25 protein-coding genes are annotated in these 25,008 nt (G+C 36.7%); 19 read left to right on the plus strand and 6 right to left on the minus strand.

Annotated features, from left to right (window positions below; genetic code table 11):
• Window positions 1-903 carry a DMT family transporter gene (locus ND812_RS17695; protein WP_407658619.1) on the plus strand — a complete coding sequence of 301 codons (903 nt, stop codon included), beginning with the start codon at window positions 1-3 and terminating at the stop codon, window positions 901-903.
• Between the two features lie 235 nt (window positions 904-1,138).
• Here ND812_RS17695 and ND812_RS17700 read toward each other — a convergent pair whose 3' ends face one another.
• Window positions 1,139-1,528: a DUF302 domain-containing protein gene (locus ND812_RS17700; protein WP_100715931.1), complete on the minus strand. Its 390-nt coding sequence runs from the start codon at window positions 1,526-1,528 to the stop codon at window positions 1,139-1,141.
• Window positions 1,529-1,599: 71 nt separating this feature from the next.
• Window positions 1,600-2,049, minus strand: a complete 450-nt coding sequence (locus ND812_RS17705; RefSeq protein WP_265376658.1) for a hypothetical protein — start codon at window positions 2,047-2,049, stop codon at window positions 1,600-1,602.
• 140 nt (window positions 2,050-2,189) lie between these two features.
• On the opposite strand from ND812_RS17705, the gene speE reads away from it, so the two are divergent.
• From speE to ND812_RS17760, 11 genes are all read left to right on the plus strand, one after another.
• On the plus strand, window positions 2,190-3,035 hold the full coding sequence (gene speE / locus ND812_RS17710; protein ID WP_100727913.1) for a polyamine aminopropyltransferase: 846 nt from the start codon (window positions 2,190-2,192) through the stop codon (window positions 3,033-3,035).
• Between the two features lie 6 nt (window positions 3,036-3,041).
• Window positions 3,042-4,304 carry a hypothetical protein gene (locus tag ND812_RS17715; RefSeq protein ID WP_265376659.1) on the plus strand — a complete coding sequence of 421 codons (1,263 nt, stop codon included), beginning with the start codon at window positions 3,042-3,044 and terminating at the stop codon, window positions 4,302-4,304.
• The gene (locus tag ND812_RS17720) at window positions 4,294-5,019 is read left to right on the plus strand and encodes a hypothetical protein (RefSeq protein WP_265376660.1); all 726 of its coding nucleotides are present in this window, start codon (window positions 4,294-4,296) and stop codon (window positions 5,017-5,019) included. Before ND812_RS17715 ends, ND812_RS17720 begins: the two co-directional genes overlap by 11 nt.
• Entirely contained in the window at window positions 5,016-5,894 is an 879-nt protein-coding gene (locus ND812_RS17725) for a hypothetical protein (protein ID WP_265376661.1), read from the plus strand. Before ND812_RS17720 ends, ND812_RS17725 begins: the two co-directional genes overlap by 4 nt.
• The gene (gene pyrF / locus ND812_RS17730) at window positions 5,891-6,709 is read left to right on the plus strand and encodes an orotidine-5'-phosphate decarboxylase (RefSeq protein ID WP_265376662.1); all 819 of its coding nucleotides are present in this window, start codon (window positions 5,891-5,893) and stop codon (window positions 6,707-6,709) included. Before ND812_RS17725 ends, pyrF begins: the two co-directional genes overlap by 4 nt.
• Before the next feature lie 26 nt (window positions 6,710-6,735).
• Complete coding sequence (locus ND812_RS17735) at window positions 6,736-8,007, plus strand: NAD(P)/FAD-dependent oxidoreductase (protein ID WP_265376663.1); 1,272 nt, start codon at window positions 6,736-6,738, stop codon at window positions 8,005-8,007.
• A gap of 8 nt (window positions 8,008-8,015) precedes the next feature.
• Complete coding sequence (locus tag ND812_RS17740) at window positions 8,016-8,819, plus strand: DUF1365 domain-containing protein (protein ID WP_265376697.1); 804 nt, start codon at window positions 8,016-8,018, stop codon at window positions 8,817-8,819.
• On the plus strand, window positions 8,776-10,089 hold the full coding sequence (locus ND812_RS17745; protein ID WP_265376664.1) for an SAM-dependent methyltransferase: 1,314 nt from the start codon (window positions 8,776-8,778) through the stop codon (window positions 10,087-10,089). The genes ND812_RS17740 and ND812_RS17745 overlap by 44 nt, the downstream gene beginning before the upstream one ends.
• 103 nt (window positions 10,090-10,192) lie before the next feature.
• On the plus strand, window positions 10,193-10,639 hold the full coding sequence (locus ND812_RS17750; protein WP_265376665.1) for an SRPBCC family protein: 447 nt from the start codon (window positions 10,193-10,195) through the stop codon (window positions 10,637-10,639).
• A 58-nt stretch (window positions 10,640-10,697) separates the two neighbouring features.
• Entirely contained in the window at window positions 10,698-11,060 is a 363-nt protein-coding gene (locus ND812_RS17755) for a protein kinase family protein (RefSeq protein ID WP_265376666.1), read from the plus strand.
• Between the two features lie 140 nt (window positions 11,061-11,200).
• Entirely contained in the window at window positions 11,201-12,205 is a 1,005-nt protein-coding gene (locus ND812_RS17760; protein ID WP_265376667.1) for a DUF1574 domain-containing protein, read from the plus strand.
• Here ND812_RS17760 and ND812_RS17765 read toward each other — a convergent pair.
• Window positions 12,159-13,664, minus strand: a complete 1,506-nt coding sequence (locus ND812_RS17765; protein ID WP_265376668.1) for a peptidase MA family protein — start codon at window positions 13,662-13,664, stop codon at window positions 12,159-12,161. The two genes, ND812_RS17760 and ND812_RS17765, sit on opposite strands and share 47 nt — an antisense overlap.
• Here ND812_RS17765 and ND812_RS17770 point away from each other — a divergent pair.
• From ND812_RS17770 to ND812_RS17795, 6 genes are read left to right on the plus strand one after another with little or no spacing between them, the layout of a single operon-like run.
• A complete protein-coding gene (locus ND812_RS17770; RefSeq protein ID WP_265376669.1) occupies window positions 13,659-14,309 on the plus strand; it encodes a hypothetical protein in 651 nt (216 codons plus the stop codon). The genes ND812_RS17765 and ND812_RS17770 overlap by 6 nt on opposite strands.
• 34 nt (window positions 14,310-14,343) lie before the next feature.
• Complete coding sequence (locus ND812_RS17775; protein ID WP_265376670.1) at window positions 14,344-15,819, plus strand: sugar phosphate nucleotidyltransferase; 1,476 nt, start codon at window positions 14,344-14,346, stop codon at window positions 15,817-15,819.
• The gene (locus ND812_RS17780; protein WP_265376671.1) at window positions 15,809-16,849 is read left to right on the plus strand and encodes an NAD-dependent epimerase/dehydratase family protein; all 1,041 of its coding nucleotides are present in this window, start codon (window positions 15,809-15,811) and stop codon (window positions 16,847-16,849) included. The genes ND812_RS17775 and ND812_RS17780 overlap by 11 nt, the downstream gene beginning before the upstream one ends.
• 1 nt (window position 16,850) lies before the next feature.
• Window positions 16,851-17,573, plus strand: a complete 723-nt coding sequence (locus ND812_RS17785; protein WP_265376672.1) for a glycosyltransferase — start codon at window positions 16,851-16,853, stop codon at window positions 17,571-17,573.
• On the plus strand, window positions 17,546-19,111 hold the full coding sequence (locus ND812_RS17790; protein ID WP_265376673.1) for a hypothetical protein: 1,566 nt from the start codon (window positions 17,546-17,548) through the stop codon (window positions 19,109-19,111). Before ND812_RS17785 ends, ND812_RS17790 begins: the two co-directional genes overlap by 28 nt.
• A gap of 27 nt (window positions 19,112-19,138) precedes the next feature.
• The gene (locus ND812_RS17795) at window positions 19,139-20,347 is read left to right on the plus strand and encodes an AZOBR_p60025 family cell surface glycopolymer formation protein (protein WP_407658621.1); all 1,209 of its coding nucleotides are present in this window, start codon (window positions 19,139-19,141) and stop codon (window positions 20,345-20,347) included.
• Here the strand turns inward: ND812_RS17795 and ND812_RS17800 are convergent.
• Window positions 20,344-21,816: a PDZ domain-containing protein gene (locus ND812_RS17800; protein WP_265376675.1), complete on the minus strand. Its 1,473-nt coding sequence runs from the start codon at window positions 21,814-21,816 to the stop codon at window positions 20,344-20,346. The two genes, ND812_RS17795 and ND812_RS17800, sit on opposite strands and share 4 nt — an antisense overlap.
• A complete protein-coding gene (locus tag ND812_RS17805; protein WP_265376676.1) occupies window positions 21,817-23,364 on the minus strand; it encodes a S1C family serine protease in 1,548 nt (515 codons plus the stop codon).
• A 31-nt stretch (window positions 23,365-23,395) separates the two neighbouring features.
• Between ND812_RS17805 and ND812_RS17810 the strand changes: the two genes are divergently transcribed.
• Window positions 23,396-24,433 (plus strand): ATP-binding protein, encoded by a 1,038-nt coding sequence (locus ND812_RS17810; protein ID WP_265376677.1) that lies wholly within the window; start codon window positions 23,396-23,398, stop codon window positions 24,431-24,433.
• Window positions 24,434-24,466: 33 nt separating this feature from the next.
• Here the strand turns inward: ND812_RS17810 and ND812_RS17815 are convergent, their stop codons facing one another.
• Window positions 24,467-25,000, minus strand: coding sequence for an adenine phosphoribosyltransferase (locus ND812_RS17815; protein WP_265359511.1), 534 nt, complete (start codon window positions 24,998-25,000; stop codon window positions 24,467-24,469).
• Window positions 25,001-25,008 lie beyond the last annotated feature (8 nt).

Genomic DNA, 25,008 nt, shown 5'->3' on the forward strand with positions numbered 1-25,008 from the left:
GTGAAAACTTCTTCCCCATCTTTCATTCGTTCTGTACTCGAACTCAATTTGACGATCCTCATTATGGGGAACGTCACTTTGTTTGCCAAACTCCTCCCTTTTCCAGCAGTCACTATTATCTCTGGTCGTGCTTTGTTTTCTGTATTGATATTAGGTTTATTTTTTATCCTAAGGCGTAAGTCGATACACTACCAAAGTTTTAAACATTTTAGCTATGTATTTGGGATTGGGATATTGTTTGCCTTACATTGGGTAACATACTTCCACTCCATCCAGGTATCCACAGTGGCCGTTGGGATGTTGTCTTTATTTACTTACCCTGTGTTTTCTGCAATCCTCGAACCAGTATTAGGTGGAAATAAACCAGAACCATTTGCTTTGTTTTTGGCTTCCTTCTCTCTTTTTGGATTATTTCTCATCGTGCCCGATCTTTCTTGGGACAATCAAATGTTCCAGGGTGTGGTTTGGGGTGTTGTTTCTGCAGTTTTGTATGCAATCCGAAACTTGCTCACAAAAGAGATGCATGTCCATTACCCAAGTTCTCAAATTTTATTCACTCAACTTTTCGCAACTTCCTTGGTTTTGCTCCCCTTTGCCGATGGGCTTTCCCAGATGCTTGCAGAACCGAAGTATCTCCTCTTCCAAGTGATCCTAGCGGGAATTTTCACATCGCTTGCTCATACCATTTGGATTCGCAGTTTGTCAAATTTGTCAGTGACTACGGCAGGGACATTGTCCACACTGAGCCCGATTTACGGGAGTTTGGCGGCTTGGTACTTCCTCGGAGAAGTTCCACCCGAAAGGTTATGGCTCGGTGGAGGGGTGATTTTGTTTTGTGCTGTGATGGAAGTGTTTCGGAAACAGAATGAGGTTCGGTTGCGAGATAAAGAGAAGCTGGTGTAAAACTCATCCCAAAGGAAATCTGGTTTCTCTCTTAGATTCATTTTATTCATTTTGAGATATGACCTGATGTGCTAAGGATGGGTTTTTATAGCCAAGCGCCACCGATGGTAGCGAAAATCCTTTCGCAAGGCGAAAGATTGTAGCGGACAGCGGGATCGCCTAATGGAAAGAATGCGAAATTCGAATCCATTGGCGAGGTGCCCCCGCTAATTGAAAAACAATTACAGAAAGTACTTTATTCGTGAAGGTGGTGGATCACTCGGACAAGTTTGTCCTGCACTTCTTTGGCGATGGTTTCCAGTTCGGAGTTTTGCACAAGTTTCGTCATTGTCATAGGATCAAAAATGGATACTTTGATTTCTCCGTTTTTTTCTTCTGTCACTACCACATTACATGGTAACAACATTCCAATTTCGTCTGCGGTTTGTAGGGCTCTGTGCGCAAAACTAGGGTTACATGCGCCGAGGATGGTATAACGTTTGAAATCAACGTTAATTTTGTCTTTTAAGGTTTGTTTGACATCAATGGTAGTCAAAACTCCAAACCCTTCTTTTTTTAACGCTTCCGTTGTATCGTTTATGGTTTCTTCAAAACTTTTTTTTCTGTGAACAGTTAACCCTAACATAAATCCTCCGAAATCCTATACCCCATAGGGTATAGGAGAGGTTGGAAGTTGCAAGAGCTTTTTTTAAATTTTTAAGGAGAAGTTTCTTTTTTCGGGAGTTTTTGCATTTCTTCGACACTGGGAAGTTGGTTCGAAGTATGCCTAATTTCGCCCGAAGCATTCAATAGAAAGTATTGAGGCAGTGGGTCAGTTTTGAGTGAGGCAAATCGATCATCCAATACAAGGGTTTGGAATTCGTTATCGCGCGGAGTGAAGTTGAGGAGGACATAAGTGCCAATGTCTGGTTTTCCTTCCCCACATTCCAACCCTTGTAACATTTCACAACGTGATTTTGTTACGGATAATAAAATGAGTTTCCCTTCTCTTGAAGCTTGTCCAAACGCAAACGATTTATTATGGCCCCAATGGATTTCTTCACTTGCCATTTGGTTGATTTTAATATAGCCAAAAACCAGAAGCAAAATAAAGAGAGGCATAGCTAAAAAACCAACGAGGTAAAAAACGCGAGAATATTTCTGCATACAAATCTATGGAATGGAACTTACCAATTCCCGCCAAGTTCAATTTTTAAGCTTTCCCATTCCTAAATCTTCAAAAAAAACTACACCTTCTTCTTCCCATTCCTATTCTGGTTCAAAGAGAGAATCCTTAGGAGCATTTAATGGAGATTTGGTACACAGAAAAATTGGAATTAGAAAAAGGGCGAGCCGTCAGTTACCGAGTAACAAAGACAATCGAAAGCCTACAATCTCCATTCCAAAAAATTGATATATTTGAAACACAATCATTCGGTCGTATGTTCACTTTAGATGGTGTAACAATGGTTACAAACAAAGACGAACATTCTTATCATGAGATGATTGCACATATCCCGATGATGAGCCATCCCAATCCAGAATCTGTGCTTGTAATTGGAGGAGGAGATGGGGGAACAGTTCGTGAAGTATTAAAACACCCATCTGTCAAAGAAGTTGTTTTGTGTGAGATTGACAAAGCAGTTGTCGACATCAGTTACAAATACTTTCCAGAATGTGCAGATGCCATGAAAGACCCAAAAGTCATCCATCACTATGATGACGGAGCCAAATTTGCAAGAGACAACAAAGGTCGTTTTGATGTAATCCTTGTGGATTCTAGTGACCCAGTGGGCCCTGCAGAAGTTTTGTTTAAGGAACCATTTTTTCGTGATATGGCAAGTGCCTTAAAACCTACTGGGATCATTGCGACTCAAGCAGAATCGTTTTGGTACCATGGAGATGTGATCACTTCACTCTTTGAATTCATTCCGAAAATTTTCCCTGAGTATGGATATTATTACACAACCATTCCCACTTATCCTTCTGGAATCATTGGGTTTACTTTTTTATCCAATGCAATTGATCCGTATTCGGTCACACCAGATCCAAAACGAGTTCCAAAAGGTCTTAAGTACTATAGCCCTGAAATCCATAAAGCAGCGTTTGTGTTACCTGAGTTTGCAAAAGCTTATATCAAACGTAAAGGTTAAAACATTGTGAAACTACGATTCGTTTCCAATTTCATTTTCTGCCTTTGGCTTTTAGGAAGTACAAATCTATTGTTTGCACAAGAAACAAAAGCAACAGAGATGGAGTTGGAGGCTGAATCTTTTGAAGAAAGAGGATACCCAAAAAAAGCAAACCTCATACGAGAAAAAATCAAACGAATACGAAAGGAAAATTTCCAATCAAATAAGTATAACGATCCAGTTTATATCCCGCCTAACCAAAATCTCCCAACCACGAAGAACGGATCACTTGAATTTATGAATGGGACATGGGAGTTTGGGTTTCGTTTTTTAAGCCAAAATGCAGAATTTCGTTCTGGTAAGGAATGGGCGTTAGATGATGGCAGAGTTGCTTTCCAGTCCGGTTCTCCCTATTTCCCAAGATCCCCCATGGGATACCAAAATATCCGCACCCTTCCTTTCCAATCGGAATGGGAAGATACAAGAAAAAATTCTAGTACATTCTCCCCAAGGATTTCTTACCAACATAGTTCCAAAAAATGGGGAATTGAATATGTTTATATGCAGTATTCTACCTCTAGGAATTTTTTCTCGATTGGAGACATTGCAGGTTTCCAATTAGGATTCCAAACAGATCGATTTTATAGCGCTGATCATAAAGTATCTGTATTAGTTCATGATGAATATTCGCATAACAAGAGATTTGTGTGGGAATTTGGATTACGGATGGGATCCTTAAATACAAATTCTTCACAAAATTCACAAACATTAGGGCAAACAGGACTATTCCGAGACACAATCCAATATGTGGCTCCCAGTACTGGTTTTAAATTTGTGCATCAGTTTTTTGAAAATTATTCCTATGAATTGGGTGGAGATATGTTTTTTACACCCGCTGGGAATTTAAAGTATAGAAGGGATAGTTTTACAAGTAGTGGAGGTGTGAGCCGATTTGGAGGTGAACGAACCACAACTGATGAAGTGTATTCTTTATTTTCAGAAAAACGAATTCTAACGACGATTGTTGGATTGAATCTGAATGCCCAATTGAATTGGGTTCCTTCCCCAAATCATAAATTCCATTTGGGTTTACAAGCCATCCAATACAATTGGCGGGCCAATGAATCCCAAGCACCAGGACTTCGTGCTTTAAACCAAGAGTCTTATCTAGCGGGTGTTAGGGATTATTATGTGAGTTCTGCGTATTATGAAGCAGATGGAGGGAAGGATCGTCCAATGAGGTCCTATGGTATTTCTAATTTGTACTTTGGGTATACTTATGTTTATTAATCGATTCCTTTTTATTATAAGTTTGTTATCGTTTCTCTTTGGGTTTTTGCATTGTGGAATTTCTTTGCGAGTGTACCGAGTTTTCCCAAATGAAAGGGAATATGATTTTGTAAAAAAAATGGATCATATTTTCATCCAGGTCAAACATGAAAATCGAAGGCAAATGGCAGTGTATGATCCATATTTTTTTGATTCCGAAGCCTTACAAAATGAATATGGTCCATTATCCTATCTCATTCGAAAAGAACTTTCCATCCGAGAGTCTAGGTACCCATTACTTGTGGAAAGAGGAGGGTCAATCATTGTAGAGGAATTCCAATTAGTTTCATTGGATCGTTGTTATAAAAATTTAACTTATGTTCGGTTAAAAGCAAAAATCCAAATCCGAGGTTATGCTGAAGAAGAAATTAATTATTATGACGAAATTGATTCAAAAGTAACCAATTGTTATTTAACGGGCAGTATCATCACTCTTGTGCCTCTTTTGTGGTATGTACCTTATAATGGATTTCGTGGAAACCGCGATGACCAAATCAACCAGTTGGGCCGAAATGCATTGACAGAACTATTCACCCAATTAGAAATACGTTCTGGTTACATTGAAAAACCTACCGAATCACAAAAGTTAGAGGATCAAAAAATCATTCCGAAACAATCACCCACCAAACAAGAGACAGTGGATCCGAAATTAAAGGAAATTTTAGAAAGTTTATGAAACAATTTGGATTCATCTTGTCCATTGGAGTTATGGTATTTATTACCAATTGTTATTCATTGGAAAAACCGTATAATTATGGGAATCCTTTCCTCCCAAGCCCTGAGTTTTCAGAAGATGATCCACAATTTGAAGAAGGTGAACCGATTTGGATTTTGGACCAAACGGGGAATTGGATTTTTTCGCTTCCTTCCAAACTGGTATTGTGGAATCGAAAAGCAGACAATCATTATATTTCAAAAGAAACGAAGGAATATTTAATTCGTTATATCAAAGAAAACAATTTAAGAGATGTAAAAGTTCGTTTTAACCAGTATGCTCCTCTTTCTGAATGGCGTAGACTTTCCAAAAACAAAAACATTAACCCTGTAATCCGATACTTTTTTGGATCCATCTCTCTTCTTGCATACACGTTTTTGCCAGGTAGATTGTTTGCAGGTACCATTGGTGGTGATCATTATAATTCCTTTACCAATACGATCAATGTATACTCTGACCTACCTCCCGTTGTGATCCATGAAGGTGGGCATGCAAAGGATTTTTCGCAAAGAGAAAAAAGGACTTTGTATGCGATTGTTTATGCCATTCCAGTTGTGGGATCTCTCTACCATGAGGCAAAAGCATCTGACGATGCCTTAAATTATTTTGCAGAAAAAGAAGATCTTGCTCAATTAGACTCTTCTTATGAGTTGTTAACACCTGCTTACTCTACTTATGTGGGTGGAGCCATCGGAGATGTGGTAGTAAACCCATTAACGGCTGTCGCTGTCATACCTGGCCATATTTATGGTCGGTATAAAAAAAGAGATATCCCGATTGAATTAGAAAAACGAAAACAAAAGAAAAAACTAAAGGAATCAAAATCCATTCCATGACTTCATTTTTAACAAAATTCCATTCCCGAAGAGACAAATTACGATCCCTTTTATGCATTGGAATGGATCCTGAATTGGAAAAATTACCGAAGTCTTGTTTGGATTCAAAATCACCTCTTGTGTTTTTTGCAGAAACCATCGTTCGTTACACCCATCTTTATGCAGTCTCTTGGAAACCCAACATTGCCTTTTTTGAACGCCACGGTGCCGAAGGTTATTTTGCGTTAGAACATACAGTCCACTTAATGAAAGAAATTTCTCCAGAAGTTCCCATTGTGATGGATGCCAAACGCGGAGACCTTGCGAACACGGCAAAAGAGTATGCAAAGTATTTTTTCCAAACCTTAAAGGTCGATGCCCTCACAGTGAATCCATACATGGGTCGAGATAGCCTTGTTCCCTATTTGGATTTGGGTGGGTATCTATTTGTTTTAGGGTTAACCTCAAATCCAAGTTCATCTGATTTCCAAAAACTTAGGATTGGGTCCAGTGGTTTGTACGTATACGAAGAGGTAAGTGACCAAATGGCGCGCCTGGCTGAATCCTATCCTGGCCAATTGGGTTTAGTCGTGGGTGGAACCCATCCCTCTGAAATTGAATCTTTACGTGACCGCCACCCTGATTTATGTTTTCTCATCCCTGGTTTTGGAGCACAAGGTGGAGATTTAGAATCCATTATCAAAGCAAGTGGCAAGGAAGCACTTATCAATTCATCGCGTGGGATCACAATGAGTACGGTTGCTGAAAATTTTGGAGAAGTTTCTAAAAAGAAATCAGAAGAAGTACATTTGCAGATGAACCAACTCTTTCCTTAACGGTCTAATCACCATTAGGGAATCAAGTGAAAGAAACTTTAGCAATTGTCGGAACTGGAATCGCAGGTTTAGGTTCTGCATACTTTTTAAAAAACGATTTTGAATTAACCATTTTTGATCATGCCGATTATATCGGTGGTCATACCAATACAGTCATGGTAGAAGAAGATGGAATCCAAATTCCTATTGATACTGGGTTTATTGTATTCAACCATGTTACGTATCCAAATTTATTACGTTTATTCCAAACCTTAAATGTTCCGACCAAAAAATCGGATATGTCATTCAGTGTACAATTTGATCCCACCAAACTAGAGTTTTGTGGATCTGGACTTTCTGGTTTATTTGCTCAGAAAAGAAATCTCTTCCGTCCTCGGTACTTAAAAATGTTACTTGAGATCAATCGGTTTAATACGGAAGCACCGAAAATATTGGATAACCCAACTTACGATGATTGGAATTTGGGTCGTTATATGGAAACCTTTGGGTATGGAAAAGACATTCTCAATTATTATTTGGTTCCTATGAGTTCGGCTGTTTGGTCCACTCCACCAGATTTGATGTTGGAATTCCCTGCCAAATCACTCATCCGATTTTTTTACAACCATGGATTTTTGGGACTCAATACACAACACCAGTGGTATACAGTTGATGGTGGATCCAAAGAATATGTAAAACGAATCATTCCGCCCATCCAAAACCGATTCCGATTGAATACACCTGTGCTTGCCGTAAACCGTTTGCCGAATGGAAAAGTGGAACTTGTGTTACCGGAAGGGAAAAAGGAAGTATTTGACAAAGTCCTTCTTGCAACACATGGGCATATTTCCGCTAAATTACTAGGGAACCCAACAAAACTCGAAAAAGAATTACTCCCTCTCTATAAATACCAACACAATACAGCGACCTTACATACTGATGATTCCGATATGCCATCTATCAAATCCTGTTGGTCGAGTTGGAATTATAAAATCACTGAATCAAACAGTGGAAAATTGGAACCGTACACCATCTATTGGATGAATCGTTTACAAAATGTATCCAAAAAGAAGAATTATTTTGTAACAATCAATGATCCAGGTCGTGTGAAACAAAGCCATACAATCAAAAAAATTGATTACGAACATCCATTGTTTTCGGTCGAAGCGTCTCTTGGTCAAAATCGTTTGCCCATGTTAAATGAAGATGGGCCAATTTATTATGCAGGTGCTTATTTTAGATATGGATTCCATGAAGATGGATTTTTGTCTGCAGTGAATGTATCAAAAAGTATTTTAAAAAGAGACCCATGGACTTAAATTCCTGTATGTATGAAGCGGACGTATTTCATATGCGTACCGCTCCCACACAAAACAAATTCCAGTATAAAATATTTAATTTTTATTTGGACTTGGAAGAAATTGATAACTTGGCGAAGTCTAGTTTGTTGTTTTCCAGGAATCGGTGGAATCTGTTTTCTTTTTATGACAAAGACCACTTACAATTCGGAAAAGAATCCATTTATGAAAATGTTAAAACGTTTTTGGAAGCTTCGGGTGTCAAAGGACCAATTGGCAAAATTTTTCTCTTAACAAATCTAAGAGTTTTGGGTTATGTGTTCAATCCTGTTAGTTTTTACTTTTGTTTTGATACATTGGGGAAACCACTTGTTGCCATAGCAGAAGTAGGGAATACCTTTGGGGAAATCAAACCATACATTGGTACATTCCAAACAGGGAAGGGAACCATTGCAGATCCCGAGGTTTTCATACGAGAACCAAAGAACTTTTATGTCTCCCCATTTATCCCATTAGATTCCGAATTTGAATTTCGATTGAATGTACCCAATGAAAAATTACAGATTGGAGTCGACTCTTATGAGGATGGGAAACGAATTTTGATTACGTCCTTTATAGGAAAAAAAATTCGCTTTCGATCGAAATACTTATTAAAACTTTTCATCCAATTTCCAATTATTACCGTCAAAATAATAACATTGATTCATTGGCAAGCATTCAAGTTGTGGATCAAAAAAATCCCTTACATAAAGAAACACCAAAACTTAGAGAAACAAACAGGAGTTCCCCTTGGAAAAATCAGCGAACCAGTCCCTTTTACAAGAAACGATTGATTCAGAGCTTTTTAGTGAACTAAAGGATAAGTCGGTAACCGAACAATATCCTATTTACAGGAAAATATTTTTTAAAGCGATGAGTTCCATGAAACGTGGATCACTTCGAATGATTCTCCCAAATGGAGAACAATTGATATTAGGTGATGCCAACAGTAATTATGAACCAAAGTTTCACTCGGCACTGATCCATGTTAAAAATCCTGTATTCTTCAAGAAATCAGTGTTACATGGTGACATTGGATTTTCCGAATCTTATTTAACTGGAGATTGGGATACAGATTCCATTGAGAATGTAATTTCATGGTTCATATTAAATGTGGACGATGCTCCTAATTTATCTGGCGCTAAGAAAAAACTTTTCCATTTAGATTTATTCAATTTGGGAAATAAGTTCTTACATTTTCTCCGAAGGAATACACTAACTGGAAGTAAAAAGAATATTGTGGAACATTATGATTTAGGGAATAGTTTTTATAAGTTATTCCTTGATCCTACAATGACATATAGTTCTGCTTATTTTGAATCTCTCGACCAGTCACTGGAAGAAGCACAAACGATCAAAGTTGATAAACTTTGCCAAAAGTTAAAACTAAATCCAAAAGATCATTTATTGGAAATTGGAAGTGGATGGGGATTTTTATCCATACATGCAGCAAAAAACTATGGATGTAAGGTAACTACTGTTACGTTATCTGAAGAACAATACAAATTTGCGAAGGAAAGGATTGAAAAAGAAGGTTTATCCGACAAAATTGAAATTCGAATCCAAGATTATCGTAAAATTGAAGGAAAATTTACAAAATTAGTATCAGTTGAGATGTTAGAAGCAGTAGGAGATGCATTTTACGAAACCTTCTTTCAAAAATGCCAAGATTTACTCACACAAGATGGAATCATGGCTTTACAAGTGATCACTTGCCCGGATGCTCGGTTCACTTCTTTTAAAAAGGGAATTGATTTTATTCAAAAACATATCTTCCCAGGATCACTTCTCCCGTCCATAGGCCGAATGAACCAAGCCATTAATCGTACTGGTGACATGTATCTTCACAATTTAGAAGATATGGGACTCAGTTATGCAAAAACACTTCGTTTGTGGTTAAAAGCTTTTGAGGAAAACCTAACAGAAGTGAGAAACCAAGGATATAGCGAAACCTTTATCCGTAAGTGGAGATACTATTTAGCATATTGTGCAGCTGCCTTCCAAATGAGAAACATCAGCGTTGTACAATCTGTTTATGTAAGACCCAACAATTTAAATATCTAAATCAAAACCAATCCCAATGGCAGGTTATTATTTCCATCCATTGGGATTTTATTCCTTAAAAAACATCTTGCCAAACTAAGCTTCAAAACGTATTTCTCTGTCTATGAGAGAAACCAAGTCTATATTTACATTTGATGAACCAATTGAACGTTTATGGTCGGCGGTCACCGTTTATGAAGTGTTAGTGCATTGGTTGGCAGATGAAGTGCGTGGTAGACCAAAAGTAGGAGGGGAGTTTTCTTGGACTTGGAAACTTGGACTTGAAGGCAATTTCACTTCGCATGGAATTTATAAAAAAATAGAACCTCTTCGTGAACTTGTAATGGAGTGGAAAGACCATCCAGCAGGAAATGTATTTTTACAATTGATTTTCGAAGTAATCTCGCAAAACCAATCCAGGCTAACGATAATTAATGGAGGATTTCCTGATAACGATTCATCAAATGTTTGGTTGGAAAGTGCAAAAGAAGCTTGGGATGGACAAGCTGTCCTCTTAAAAGAATTTTTAAAACAGAATCCAGATATCAGCAAATTTATGAAAAAAACTTGATCTCTCGACCCTTTCTAAAATCCTGGTAAAAGTAAGGGTTGTTAAGGAGGGTTGGAAGATGGAATATCCTGAACTGGAATCTTATTTCCAGAAATTAACTGATATAACAGACCGTATCGCAATGATGAACAATCATTTTGATGCGACACCTGAGATCGACATACCACAGTTATTTGAATTGTTTGATGACATTCAATCAAAGGATTGGGAAAACACTGATAGAGAGTATTATGAACTCTTTACTAGTTATTTCACATTCCATGTGAAGACAGTGGAAGAAATCATCCAAGAAGCACGTGAAATCTTAAATCCAGAAAATAGAGAACACGTGAAAAAATTAGTAAGCCACGTTCGTAAGGCTGATGATTGGTTCCTAAGTCTCAAAAAGAAACGCAAACTTGCTCGTACACAAGTAGCATAATCATTAACTCCCTCATTCGAAAGTCTGAGGGAGGTATCTCAATTCGCTTTACATTTTAATCCGTTTCCTTTCTCCTTTCAGATATGCTCAAGGCACGGTTCCTTTTTTATCCAATTTACCTTTTGATTTTTTTGTTTTTAGTGGATTCTATCTTCAGGATCCCATACATCCAAACACTTGCCAAAATTGACTTAACAGCTGTTAATTATAAAGCCAAATCAGATTTTTTAGAAAAATTATTAAAAGAGAAACCCGGTGTAAACTCTCCTAAAACGAAAAAAATCATGCTGATTTTAGGATCTTCAAGATTGTTGTATTTTGATTATGATGAGTTAGTATCTTTTTATCCAGATTGGGAAATTTACAATTTATCTTCGGCAGTCACAACTCCAGCCTATTATGATTTCCAACTCACAAAAATATTAGATGCAGGTATCAAACCTGACCTTGTGATCATGGAAACTGATCCAAACCAATTCAATCAAAACTCTGTTTTCAAAAGTTCGAATTTAACTTATAGTTTTGATTTGGGTTATGTTCTTTCTAATTTATCTTTGTTTGGAAAAGACCATGTTTCCTTTTATCTTGGTCGTAAACTTTTTGCGGTCGGAACATATAAACCTTATTTAGACCAAATGTGGAAAAATTACAAAAATCCATATTTAGATAATGTTCTAGGAATGCACAAGTCAACGTATGATTATATAATTTCTCATAATGGAAATGGTTTGTCTCCCATTGATAATTACATGGAAAAGGATTCCAACGCACTTCTTTTAACAAGCCATAGAACACTTGATTGGTTATTTGCATCTTACCAAAGGAGTAATATGCAATTTGGATTTTATGAAAAAATTCTCAACCGATTACAAGAGGAAAAAATCAAAGCAGTCATTGTATGGCCTTTGTCATCTCCTGATTTTGAATCATTGATGGAAAAAGAATCTCTTGTGAAAACATGGGAAACGGAAATTGATTCCATTACCAAAGATCATAACTACTCGATTTTAAAATTGAAACATGATCCTTCTTATAATTGTAATGCCTTTGCTGATGGTGGACACGTTGCCAAAGATTGTTATAGAAGTTTAATGCGTTCTATTTTATTGGAATACTTTCGTAGGTATGAGCCAAATCGTTTGTAAATTCAATTCCACAAATTGGGATCATCCCATTATTAGTTGAGTTTTCGATGACAGATTTCAATGATCTAGGTTTGCCTGGATTTTGAATGGGAGTATCATCCTGTCCCGGAATGTATTTAAGGTTTGTATTGAGTCCCTGGGGTGAGTCTGCCCAAAAAACAATTCCTTGTGAAATCCCTGTTAGTCGACCATAGTTTTTCCGAGTATTCGGAGCTGAAAAAGTAGGGGTTGCGGAAGAATAGAAGTTTGCAGCTCCTTGTTTAATCGTTTGTTTATAAGTTGTTGGTGTCACAGGGTTTGAGACAAGTCGATTCAAACTAGAAGAAAGAGGGTATTTAGTCAAAACTCCAGACAAATCAACTGTTGTTGCCGCCTGTCCATCACTTGTTACTTGTTGGACAGAAGATACATTACCAATCCCAAAACTCTGTGCTGTGAGAACCGCAAACAATCGGAAAAACATATCTGAATTTGTATTGGTTAGAACAGTAGAATCATAATTTGCACTGGTTTTGAAAACATTCATAAGATTGCCAGTGGCATTGGCCCGAGTGCCGCCTACCCCAATTACCGTATCACGAAAAAATTGTTTCCGTTGCGTATCATTTGTTCCGGAGCTATCATATAGGTATCTCATAAATACATAAGCAAAAGAATATTGTTTTAGAACATCTGCACTACTGCTATTCCAATCTAATAATGAAACTCCATTGATTCCGTCATCACATCTAGAATCGTTTACACCTGAATAACAATCCAATCGACTTGTTTGAGGACCATACCCAGCTATATCACTTGCAACTTCGCTTGTACCTTCATTGATCCACAATTCGTCTGATTGATTTGCTTCATACATTCTTGGGAATCTAAGTAAGTGTTGGAATTCGTGTGCGGCGGTAGATGCAAATGCATTTGGATCTTTCGTATTTGCTGTGATCAGTTCTTTCCCATCTAAGTACAAAACTTCTGCAAAATTTGATCTGACGCGGAGTAGGAAATTGTCTGGGAAATAATTGATAGGGTCAAAATATCCGGCAACATAAGCACTGTTAGACGTTGCTCCATCTTTGATATCCATCACCAATATTTTAACTTTTCCATCACCATCGACATCACTCGGTGTTCCAAATGTTTCAATTAATTTGGGGTATGTGATGGAATCAAAATCTTTGGCAAATTGGACTAAGTTAAAGTTTAAAGATAAGGATTTTTCTTTGTACAGTTCAATGTAGTTGCCAGAACTGACAAGTTCGACTGGGACACATACACTACTTTGCGTTCGCAAATCGCGTGCCCATAAATCAGAGCCCGTAAAACAATTGCCTCCGAGTAAGGAATAAGCTCCCAATAATAAAATGAGGTCGTCATTTTTCCCAATTTCAGAATTAAGCGGATTGCAATGGGAGAATGAAGCGATTAAAAAGAAAAAAGGGAGTAAGATTTTTTTTCGAAAATGCATCATAAATTAGCGATTTTACTTTTCCTTACTCTCTCCATTTTTTGGACGAATCCTTTTTATGGAAAGCCAATTGAAGGATTGTATTTTTCAGACCGTCAAACAACTGAAAACGGATACTTAGTTTTAGGGATAGAAATTTTTTCTGAAAAGGGAAAGTCTTTTTACAACGCACAAGAACTCCGTTACAAAAAAACCTTCGGTTGGGAAGAAGTATTGTTTGTAGGGAAAATGACGAAGGAGGGTTCCAATTGGATATTAATTCCAGAAGCTTGCCAGATCCGAGCCAAAACGGTTTGGGATGCCAAATTTGCACTTTTACGCAGGTTTGATTGTGACCATTTGGCATTCCTATTAAGTAAAAATGAAAAAGACCAGTGGGTGATTTCTGAATCCTTACTCGGAACCGAAAAAAATCTTCCCTTTCGTTTCCATTTGGACCACATTCCAGGGAACCCTGTTGCCGTAAAAATCCCTGACTCACCTGAGGTTACGGAAGGCTTTTGGGGCTTCCATTTAAACGGTTTGGGGGGAAAGTCACCCGCAAAAATTTGGAACCCTTCCAAGGGGAATTGGGAGCCTTTTTCGGGGTTCAAACCGAACCAGGAACTCCAATTCTACCAATGGAAACGAACCTTTTCTAATTGACCCAAACGTTCCTTCCAGGGACTTTCCTTTTACATTGAAAAAGATCAGAATTGGGGTGATAGCCGCAGCTGGAAAAGGCACAAGAGCCTACCCCCGCACTAGTTTTATTCCAAAACCCCTTTTTGTTATAGAAGGTAAATCCATACTCCATCGGAACGTAGAGTTGATGGTCAAAACCTTTGGAATCGAAAAGGTGTATGTCCTTGTAGGACATCTCAAAGAACAGATTATCAGTGAATTAGAACAAATTCGATTAGCACTTCCCAAAGTGGTGATCGAACCTGTGGAATGGACAGAACGAGGACTTGCATCAGATGTGGCCAGTCTCGAAAAAACAATCCGAGAGCCATTTTTAACCATTCTGGGTGATGAGTTTTATTACCGAACGGATCATGAAAACTTTTTAAAGGTTTTGAAAAAACATCCTAAAATGGCTGCGTCTATCGGGGTTGTCAAAACTTCTCTTTTATCTCGCATACGAAAAAACTATTCCGTTGTATTGTCAGAAGACAAAATTCTGAATTTGGTAGAAAAACCAGAAAATCCACCTAACGAACTATTGGGATTAGGAAGTTATTTTTTTACACCTGAATACTTTGAATTTTTCAAAAAAACACCACCTTCTCCAAAATCAGGAGTCATCGAAATAACAGATGTTATTGATAAAATGGCAAAAGAGTCAACTGGTGGAGTATTTGCAACCATGTTGAATTGTGAATACTTTAACATAAATTCAATGCAGGATTATTATCACGCTGTTTATGAAGTGCGAAATGATTTATTTTCCAAGTTTAAAACAAGCCTTATCATCCCAACCAATAATCATGGACGATCCATTACCGATGTAATTGTTGATTTTAAAGATAAATTTAATGAAATCATAGTTATTGATAATGAATCGACGGATGATACTCTCGCGCTTGCAAAAAAAGAAAAAGTAAAAACATACACATTCCCTGGTGATGGTGATCCTACACGATTAGGTGAACAAGTGAGAAGGGGAATCGAATATGCAACGGGAGATATTTTAGTAGTTGTATCACCCGATGGTTCTTTTCGTTCTAAAGATTATCCGAAGCTTCTTGAATATATGAAGGATTCGGATATGGTAATTGGTACAAGAACCACAAGGCAGATGATAGAACAAGGCTCAAATCTAAAACCCTTGTATCGTTTGGTGAATTTACTCATGGGAAAACTTGTCGAAGTATTTTGGTGGGGACAAGAGCCTAGATTTACAGATGTCGACTGCCAATTTTTTTCTGTTTGGCGAGAATCTTATGACCGAGTCAGATCACAACTTGTTGTTGAAGATAGAAAGTTTATTGTTGAGCTGATGATTGACATCGTTAGATCACATATGCGATGTATTGAAATTCCCGTGTCTTATTTTAAGCCAGTAGGGCAGATCGAATATCGTCTTCGAGATATGATTTCTGATTCATTCCAAATTTTCAAATTGATATTATCAAAAAAGTTTTTCCTAGGAGAAAGTCGCGATGGCGAATAAAGTATTGGTTACAGGTGGATGCGGATTTTTAGGTTCGCATGTTTGTGAATTATTTCGTAAAGAAGGTTGGGATGTTGTCAGTTTTGATAACATGACAAAATATGAGTTAAAAAGAACTGGTTACGGATCAGATGCGACAAGAGATTATAATTGGAATTATCTAAAATCACTTGGTGTCACAATGGTGAAAGGTGATATCCGTAATCTAGAACATTTGATGGATCGAAGTGCAGATTGTGATTATATCATTCACACTGCAGCACAACCAGCGATGACAATCTCCTGGGAAGACCCTGAGCTTGATTTTTCCACCAACGTAATTGGAACTTTTAATGTAATGGAAGCAGCGCGGAAACATAAAATCCCTGTCGTAAACACTTCTTCTATTCATGTGTACGGAAATTCAATTAATGACAGTTTAAAAGAAGATAAAACCTCTTACGTTCGTGAACCAGTTGAAATCCCAGTTACTCACCCAACGATGGTTGGTCAAATTTCTCCTCTCCATGCATCAAAGATGAGTGCAGAACATTATGTTCGCTCTTATACTGATATGTATGGAGTAAAAGCCGCAAGTTTTCGTTTCACAGGAATTTACGGTGAACGTCAGTTTGGTGGCGAAGACCATGGTTGGGTTGCTAACTTTGCAATTCGTTCCGTTTTTGGATTACCACTCAGAATATTTGGAACTGGTAAACAAACACGAGATATCTTGCATGCTGAAGACGGTGCAAAGTCGTATCTTGAATTTTTCAAAAATCCAATCCCTGGTGTATACAATATCGGGGGAGCAAGCCCACATAAAATTTCCTTATTAGAATGTATTTCCTTGATTGGAGAAATTCTTGGGAAAAAACAGGAAATTCTTTTTGAAGTGGAGCGTCCTGGTGATATGCGTTATTTCATTTGTGATATTTCAGAAGCAAAAAAGTTTGGATTCAATCCTAAAATTCTGCCGAAAGAAGGGGTCACTCGTCTTTTGAAGTGGATCGAAGCTAACAAAGACGTATTTAACATCGCTGGAAAATAAAATGACTAACAAAACATTAGTGATTATTCCTGCTTATAATGAAGCCGCGACTATCGAAGAGGTGGTTCGCGGTGCTATCGTTTATGCTGATGTATCTGTCACTGATGATGCTAGTAAAGATGAAACTCCGGCTATTTTAAAGAAACTCCAGAAAGAATTTGGAAGACGACTCAATGTAATTCGACATGAAAAAAATACTCATATCCCCCAAGGGATACAAGATGGTATGAAGTATGCTGTCGAAAAAAAATATGATTGGGTCATTACAATGGATGCTGGATTATCACACGATGCTGCCTATCTAAAAGATTTCATCCAATTTCCAAACTGTGATTTGGTGATTGGATCTCGGACTTCGACAGTGAATGTGCCATTGTATCGAAAATTCATTTCATGGTTAGCAGCTAAAGTAATGAATTATTGTTTATCGAATGGAATTTTTAATTTGTTCGGGAACAATCTTCGTGATTGTACAAGTGGGTATCGGCGATATTCAAAGCAAATGTTTGAAAAAATTGCATCCTATCCATTAGAGTCGGTTGCATTTGATTTTCATATGGAAGCTTTATCCATCGTTTCCAAAAACAATGGAAGTATAAAAGAACTCCCAATTAAATACATTTTTTCGAACAGTAGTTTTAACCGTAAGGTGCTAAAACTTGCGATCCAATTTGCAAAAAAACTTTTATTAAGAAAATGGAAACTAACTCCCGAGTACCCTTAAATCAAAACTCACTCGGAATGAAATGGAAGGTATTTTTATCCACCATTGCGCTGTTATGTGCAATTTTTCTTTTTGACCGCATACTCTTTTTTGATTTGTATTTCCTATTCCCGAATGAAACCGAGTGGGATTCTTCTCCTTGGTACAACTTTATTTACAAAACAAAAGAATTACAATCATCCAAAGACAAACATAGAACCATCGTAACAGGTAGTTCCGTAGCCTTGTATTCGGTATTACCGGACGAACTGAATAAAAAAGAAAAATTAAATACAAAGTATTCCTTTTTTTCGCACGTAGCGATGGCTCCAACGGATCTTTATTACTACAAAGAAAATTTACTTTCAACAAATCCAAATTTGGTGGTGTATCTACATAATTTTGCAGATTTACAATGGGAGTATATGGCAAAGAATGGAGAGTCATTTTCATTTGACGAAAGAACATGGATCAAAGAGTTTTCGTCTCGTTATCCGACAAAAACCATCTACCCAACCTCATATCTAAAAGATTATTGGAATGAAATAGATCGTAAATCATTATCGAAATTGGCGACAAAAGCCTTATTTTATGTAAGTCGTTACCGAATTTTCTTTTGGGATCCGATCGTAGTTTTTATTGATAATCATTTTCGAAGTGGTAGGAAATACCATTTATACCAAGGAGTCCTTCCAAAAGAAGGAATTTGGTCCAAGGGTTGGACTAAAACAACTGCAACGATAGAGTGTAAAGTTCAGAAAGACACTGAATCTATTTTTGTTCAAAATAAAAAAACAAAACTCCAATTCCTTTTTTTCGAAAATCAACATACACTGATTAACAATGCACCGATTCATACTCAAATCATCAACATTCAAAAATCAGGATGGTTAGACATCCATTGGAAAGAATTAAATCCTTCCAATTTACCTTGGAGTATCGTAAAGATTCAAATTCTTTCACAACTCCCGACTGCAAAAGAAGTCAACTTAATTCGATATGGAAAAGATGAAGAAGTTGGGATACGGTTGGCACATTTTTTTTGCCATGGTATCCAATCCGAAAATCGTTCTTATTCAAGGGCAAGTTATTGGGATGATACTCGATTTGTTCAAATGTCAGTGGACGAGTTCCAAAAGGAATATTTTGAACGAATGATTAAAGATGCTGGAAACCGAAAAGAATTGTGGAGATTACATGTTGTCCGTGAAGCAAAAAAAAATGTAAACTCTGTCGAATTCAAACCATGGTCCGAATACAATCGGATCTTAGAAATTTCCGAATTTTTCTATCAAAATCAGATTCCGTTTGTTATCGTCTTATCTCCTGAAAATCCAATTGAATTTGCATATTATAAAAATTCAAACTGGCGAAAAGAGTGGATCTCTCACTTAAAGGAGCAGTTAACAAAACGTGGACAAACAGTCATTGATCATACAGAAGTGATTTCAGATGTTCGTTATTTTTTTGACCCACACCATCTAACGTATGAAGGCGCAAAAATATACAATTCAATTTTTGAATCTTCCATTGCGCCAATCATCAGTAAAGAGAATTAACCTTCCCTTAGGAGAATCCAAATGATTATGAAACAACTCAATCCATTTTTTGAATACTTGAACACAAAACAGTGGTTAACCATTGGATTATTTATCATTTTATGGGGGGTATCAACTCTTTTCTATTGGAAAAAATACCAATGGAATCCAAGTTCAATGGTTAATTTTGGTCTTGAATTTGCCTTACAAAATGATTCGGAAACTCCCGAAAATGCCATTTTATTCAAAGGGGAAACCGGCGATTTGGGTGCAGGTTATGATGGTCAGATTTTTTACTATTTTTCCAGGCCACTTGCAAATTTGAATTTAGATTGGCCAAAAGGATTTGATGAATCTTACCGTGCCCCTCGGATCGGTTATCCTTTGTTAATCGCCATCTTTGGTATTTTTGGTAAAAGTTTTGCAATTTTTGGGATGTATTTTTGGAATATTTCTCTTATCATAGTTTCTTATTTTTTCCTTAGAAAACTACTAAATGAAGAAACAAAACCATATGCAGTTTTGTATTTACTGAGTCCATTTGCATTAGGTAGTTATTACGTACTTGTGAGTGATTCCGTAATGGTTTCCTTACTCATCATTGCCTATTATTTTTATGTAAAGGAAAAATGGATTCAATTTATACTTTTGTCGAGTTTAGCAATATTAACCAAAGAACCTGCTTTATTCCTTCTATTCCCACTTGGGTTACTTGCTTTATTACGAATGGATTGGAAACGAGTCATCGTTGTCGGATCAGTTCTTGTTATTCCCGTTTGTTGGCATCTCTATTTATCTTATAAGTTTCCAAATTGGCGACCAGGCCGCCTTACGGACTTTATATTACCATTTGAAGGATTAATTTCTTATTCAGAATCGATATGGAGGCAATTGGCATCTGGTGGAAGTATTAAAGAATTAGCCCGATTGTTATCTCGATTCCCTCTAGTGATTCTCTTCTTTTTAGGAGTATTCCTTCCATTTACAGGAAAAATTCAAAAAGGTTGGGAGTTCCGAATTTCCTTTCTTCTTGTGATGTTTATGGTTGGTACGGCAGGGTATTACCATTTTTGGTCTGTTTATGAAAACGTATCACGCATGTTTACATTATCGATTCCAATTTTACTCCTATTGATGAATGAGGATCGGCAAATTAGAAAACAGGAATATATTTTGATGACCTTATTAATCCTAGTTTTCTTTCTATTAAAAGTATTATTCATATCGAAACAAATGAATTTCCAAGTTGGATTTTAAAAGTTAGAATCAGATGGAATTTGAAAACTTTTTTTAGCTTCTTCATTCAATGAATTGATTTCCTCTTTTTTGAAAATCAGTTCAGAACCATCATTCAATGTAAATCTTATGTATGGTAACTCATTCTGATTCACTACGTTACGTAAGTCTTCTAATGATGAAATTTCCTGGCCGTTTACTGATTTTAACACCAGTTGGTGGGTCATATGATAGGCTTTATTTCCTGAAAGTGGAACAACTTGTGATAAAAATATCACTTTTCCTTCTTTGGAGTTCCTTTTGATTCGATAAAAATCATTTAAGTACAATAATTCTTTACTGACTCGGTTTCTCCATTGGTTCCCATGTTCTGTTAAATAATGTTCTGAAAGTTCTTGGAATATGATTCCAGCTAACATTAAATACTTTGGCATTTGAGATCTAGTATTTCCATGTGGAATTCGTATGGCTGTTTCGTTTAAGGGTTTGGATTCTAATTCTATAGTTATTGGTTTTTTGTTTCGAAACACTTTGACTTTTATTTTTTTATCAAAAGCAGAATCCGATTCATTTGTATTGTGAAACAAATAAGACATGTTTAATTTTCCAAATTTTGGATGATCAAAGTAACCTTTTGGATCTATTTTATAATTTGATACTTCTAGTATCACATCTTCAAGTTTTAAAATTCCATCTGTAGATGATCCAGGGTAAATTTCGGCAACAAGTACACCTAAATCATCTTTACGTAGACCATAGTCATTCCGAGAGGCACTATCCACTAAAGGTTTGAATCGAAATCCTTTAAAGGGGAATGATTTGCCATCGATGAAGTGTTTGATCGAAAAAGAAGGGATCATTTTTCCCATTCCATTTTCTTTGAATTGGTATAAGATTCCTTGTGGGATACGGGAAGTTACATCTAATACAAGTTCACCAACACCATCTAATTTTTCTTCGGATTGGATTTCAATGTATGGGTATTCCACATAACCACTCGCATAAGAATCAATATCCATTCGGATCATTCTAAGTTTTTTCTCTTCTAAATTCCTTTGGTCCTTACTCTCCATCACTGTGCCAGTACCAGGTAAAAAAACTTCACTTTGAAAGATAACAGCTTTTAAATCCTTTTGAAATGAGGAATCATTTAACTTAAGTATGGCGAGTCCTAAATCTGCATCGATTCGTTCAACTTCTGCCGTATAAACTTTTAAGGTATCGGGTTTTTTCACTTCTATATTAGAATAAAAATAGATCGCTTGCGCAGGTACAAGAATCCTGTTTTCACCGATATAAATTCCTGTGGACTGCCGAATCTCTGGATTTTTGAATCTCCAAGGTTGGATATAATTAGGATACAATACAGTGACTTTGATTTGTAAAATAGAAGGATCCTGACTGGCCACAGGCACTGGTTTACTTTTGAGTGAAACAGAAAAACAAATTGAAAGAATCAAAAATGAGAGGATTGGTGATAAAAATTTCATTTATTTACCTTTGATATGGTTTGTTCGTTTGATTTGTTCGTCTGCTTTTTCGGATTCGTCTCGGTCCAAAATCATCGGAACTTGGATTCCATAAAAATAAATTTTGTAGGTTTTATCTTTTGAAGATTGGATTAGGTTCTTAAAATGGTTGAGATTACGCACCTTCGTACCGTTAAATGATTCGACAACCATATTGAGATAAAAGTCAGAATGTGAGTTTGTGGGGTGGGGTAATTTACGGTATAATACAATATCTTCTGTTTCACCATCTAATAAATTCGAACCTTCATAAAATCGATACAAAAGTAAACTTCCTCCTTGTGTTTGTCCAATTTTACTCCAAGATTCCAATAGATCTCTATTGACAGATTGGAATACGAGACCTCCCAAAAGTAAATAAGGGTAATCTGCGCCATACCTTGACCTTTGGTTTTCCATCTGTGGCATTTTTTTCGCTGGAAAACTCACTCGAATTTTTTTCTTCTTTCGAATGAGATCAAACTGGATTTCTTCTCCGGCAAATTTGTTATCAATGACTTCTAAAAAATCGATTGAGTTTGATTCTTTTAAATTTCCATTCCTTCCGATTTTGCGACCATCAATGGCTGTTAAATAATCGCCAGGTTGAAGGTATCCATCTGCAGAACCTTGTTTGTACACACGGGTAACAAATACACCTTCCTCTCCACTGGGGATTTCGTAAAAGTTTCGATGTGATTCGGAGAATGAATTTTGTGTTTGGATCCCAAGTTCCACATAACCATCGTATTCCCCATCTTCTATATCTTTTAGAAAATGTTGAATGACATTGGTTGGGATGATATAACCGATATTTTCACCCTTGGTTGATGCTTGGAAAGCAACACCAACTACTTTTCCATTTTGAAATGCGGGACCACCTGAATTCCCAGGATTGATTGCTGCATCAACTTGCACAACCAAATGGCTATCAATTTGAGAATGTGCATAACTAGATTGTTCAATACGTGAAACGATCCCTCTGCTGACTGAAATTTTACTTCCTCCGATCGGATATCCTATGATATCTACGGGACTTGCGAGTTCAGGTAAACCACCTAACTCTAATTCCATACTATCGGTGTAAAAATTTTGATCTGGTACTTCTAAGATTGCTAAGTCACAATCATGTGCAATATATAGAACCTTTACTTCGTACCATTCCGTTTGGTTGTTTCTCTGCGTTTCAATGAATTTTGCATTTGAAACAACATGTGCATTGGTTAGAATCCTGTTCTTTGAAATGATAAATCCAGAACCTGTGGAAGCAGAGATCCCAGAAGACATCCAAGGTGAATATGGATCTTTTGCCTGAGAAAACACACGGATTTGAACTACAGATTTCCTCAATTCGTCAATGGATTGGCCGTTGGATTCGGCACCTATTCTGAAAGAGAATAAAGTGAGAAAAAATAAAATAGTACTCGCAAAGGGAAGTGGGGAAGTTAAAATTTTTTTCTGATTCTGCATGAGTTTTTTTGAATCCATTTTATTCGGATCGGTAGCCTTCTTTTCGTTAATCACAGGCATCGTTTCCTTTAGAAAGAACCCTCGCACGGGAATGAAAACAAGTTTTTCAATTCTTGCTGGATTTTTCTGTGTCGGTAATTTGACAATCTTACTTGATACTTTGTTTTTAAAAAACCAAATCCTAAACCACCCTCATATCATTTCGACATTCCTTGTTTTTTTATCATTTGTTCTGATTTTTTTTGGACTCCATTTTCCTACTTTTTTCCGTAACTTCCCAAAACTACTCATCATCTCTTCTTTTGTTTTTGGTATGGGGATCATGTTACTATTGGTTGATTTGGGAATACTCAACGATGTATATCCTGAGGCTAGTTTGATACTATTGAAATATTACTATAACGCTTATTATATAGTGACATTCATTGTGTTTTCTTACTTGATCATTGCAAAACTGCGTTTTAATTTCCCAGCGATTCAAACTTTCATGGAATATATTTATTATGCAGCATTTGTAACTTGTTTTAGTTTCCTAATCATTTGTAATTTCCCATTACTCATCCCAATCTCAATTTCCTATTTTCTGCATTTTTTCTTATTTTTGAATTTATTGTTTTTATTCTGTTTTACCGTATTTTTATTCCATTATTCCTTTACGAAGGATTATCTAACTCATCCTTTTTCCTTTTTATTTGAAAGATCAAAACAAATCTTCGAGGAACAGATCCCTGCAAATCGATCCAATTCAAGGTTAGTGAAAGAAAAACTTTGGAATTTGTATGAGAAACAAAATTGGCGAAAAACAATGGATAGTTTCTGGTTCCAAATTTTAGTAGATGAAACTTTGGACAATGCTCTTGAACACGGCGGGAAAAGAGAAGAGGATATCATCACCGTACATGTGTTTGAGTCTTCAAAGTACATTGATGTTTACGTGATTGATAGTGGAAAAGGATTTAACCCAAGGTCAATCCCAAGCCCAATTGAATCAGATCGAAAATTGGTAACTGGTGGACGTGGGATCCATATCCTTAAAAAACTATTTTTAGTAAGATGGAATTTTTTAGGTAATGAAGTGAATATCAGAGTGGATAAAACAAAAAGTTCCGATTGGAAAACAAACGTTTAGTCGAAACTTTTTGATATGAACTAAAAACTAAGTTTAATGTCCTTCAAACTCACAAATAGAATAAACATCAATACCATAAGTATCTTTGATTCTTTTTGCTCCACCTAAATCAGGCAAGTTGATGATAGTAGAACATTCATGAATTTGACCTTTTAGGTTTTGGATGAGTTTAATGGATGCTTCCAAAGTTCCACCAGTTGCAATTAAATCGTCCATGATGAGAACTTTGTCTCCTGGTACAATGGCATCAGTATGGATTTCCACATGGTCAACACCATATTCTAGAGCATAGGATTCGGAAATGGTATTCCCAGGAAGTTTTCCTTTTTTTCGAATGGGAACAAACCCAACTCCTAATTGGAAAGCGAGTGCAGCACCTGGAATAAATCCTCTTGCATCAATCGCTGCAATTTTATTTAATTTTGCATTTTGGTATCGTTCTACAAACATCCCAATGGTCAGTTGGAAACCCTCTGGGTCGATGAGAAGGGAAGTGATGTCTCGAAACAAAATCCCTGGTTTTGGGTAATCAGGAATGGTTCGAATCTTAGATTTAACAATGGACATATAAGGAT

The sequence above is a fragment of the Leptospira limi genome (assembly GCF_026151395.1).
In the GTDB taxonomy this organism is placed as follows: domain Bacteria; phylum Spirochaetota; class Leptospiria; order Leptospirales; family Leptospiraceae; genus Leptospira_A; species Leptospira_A limi.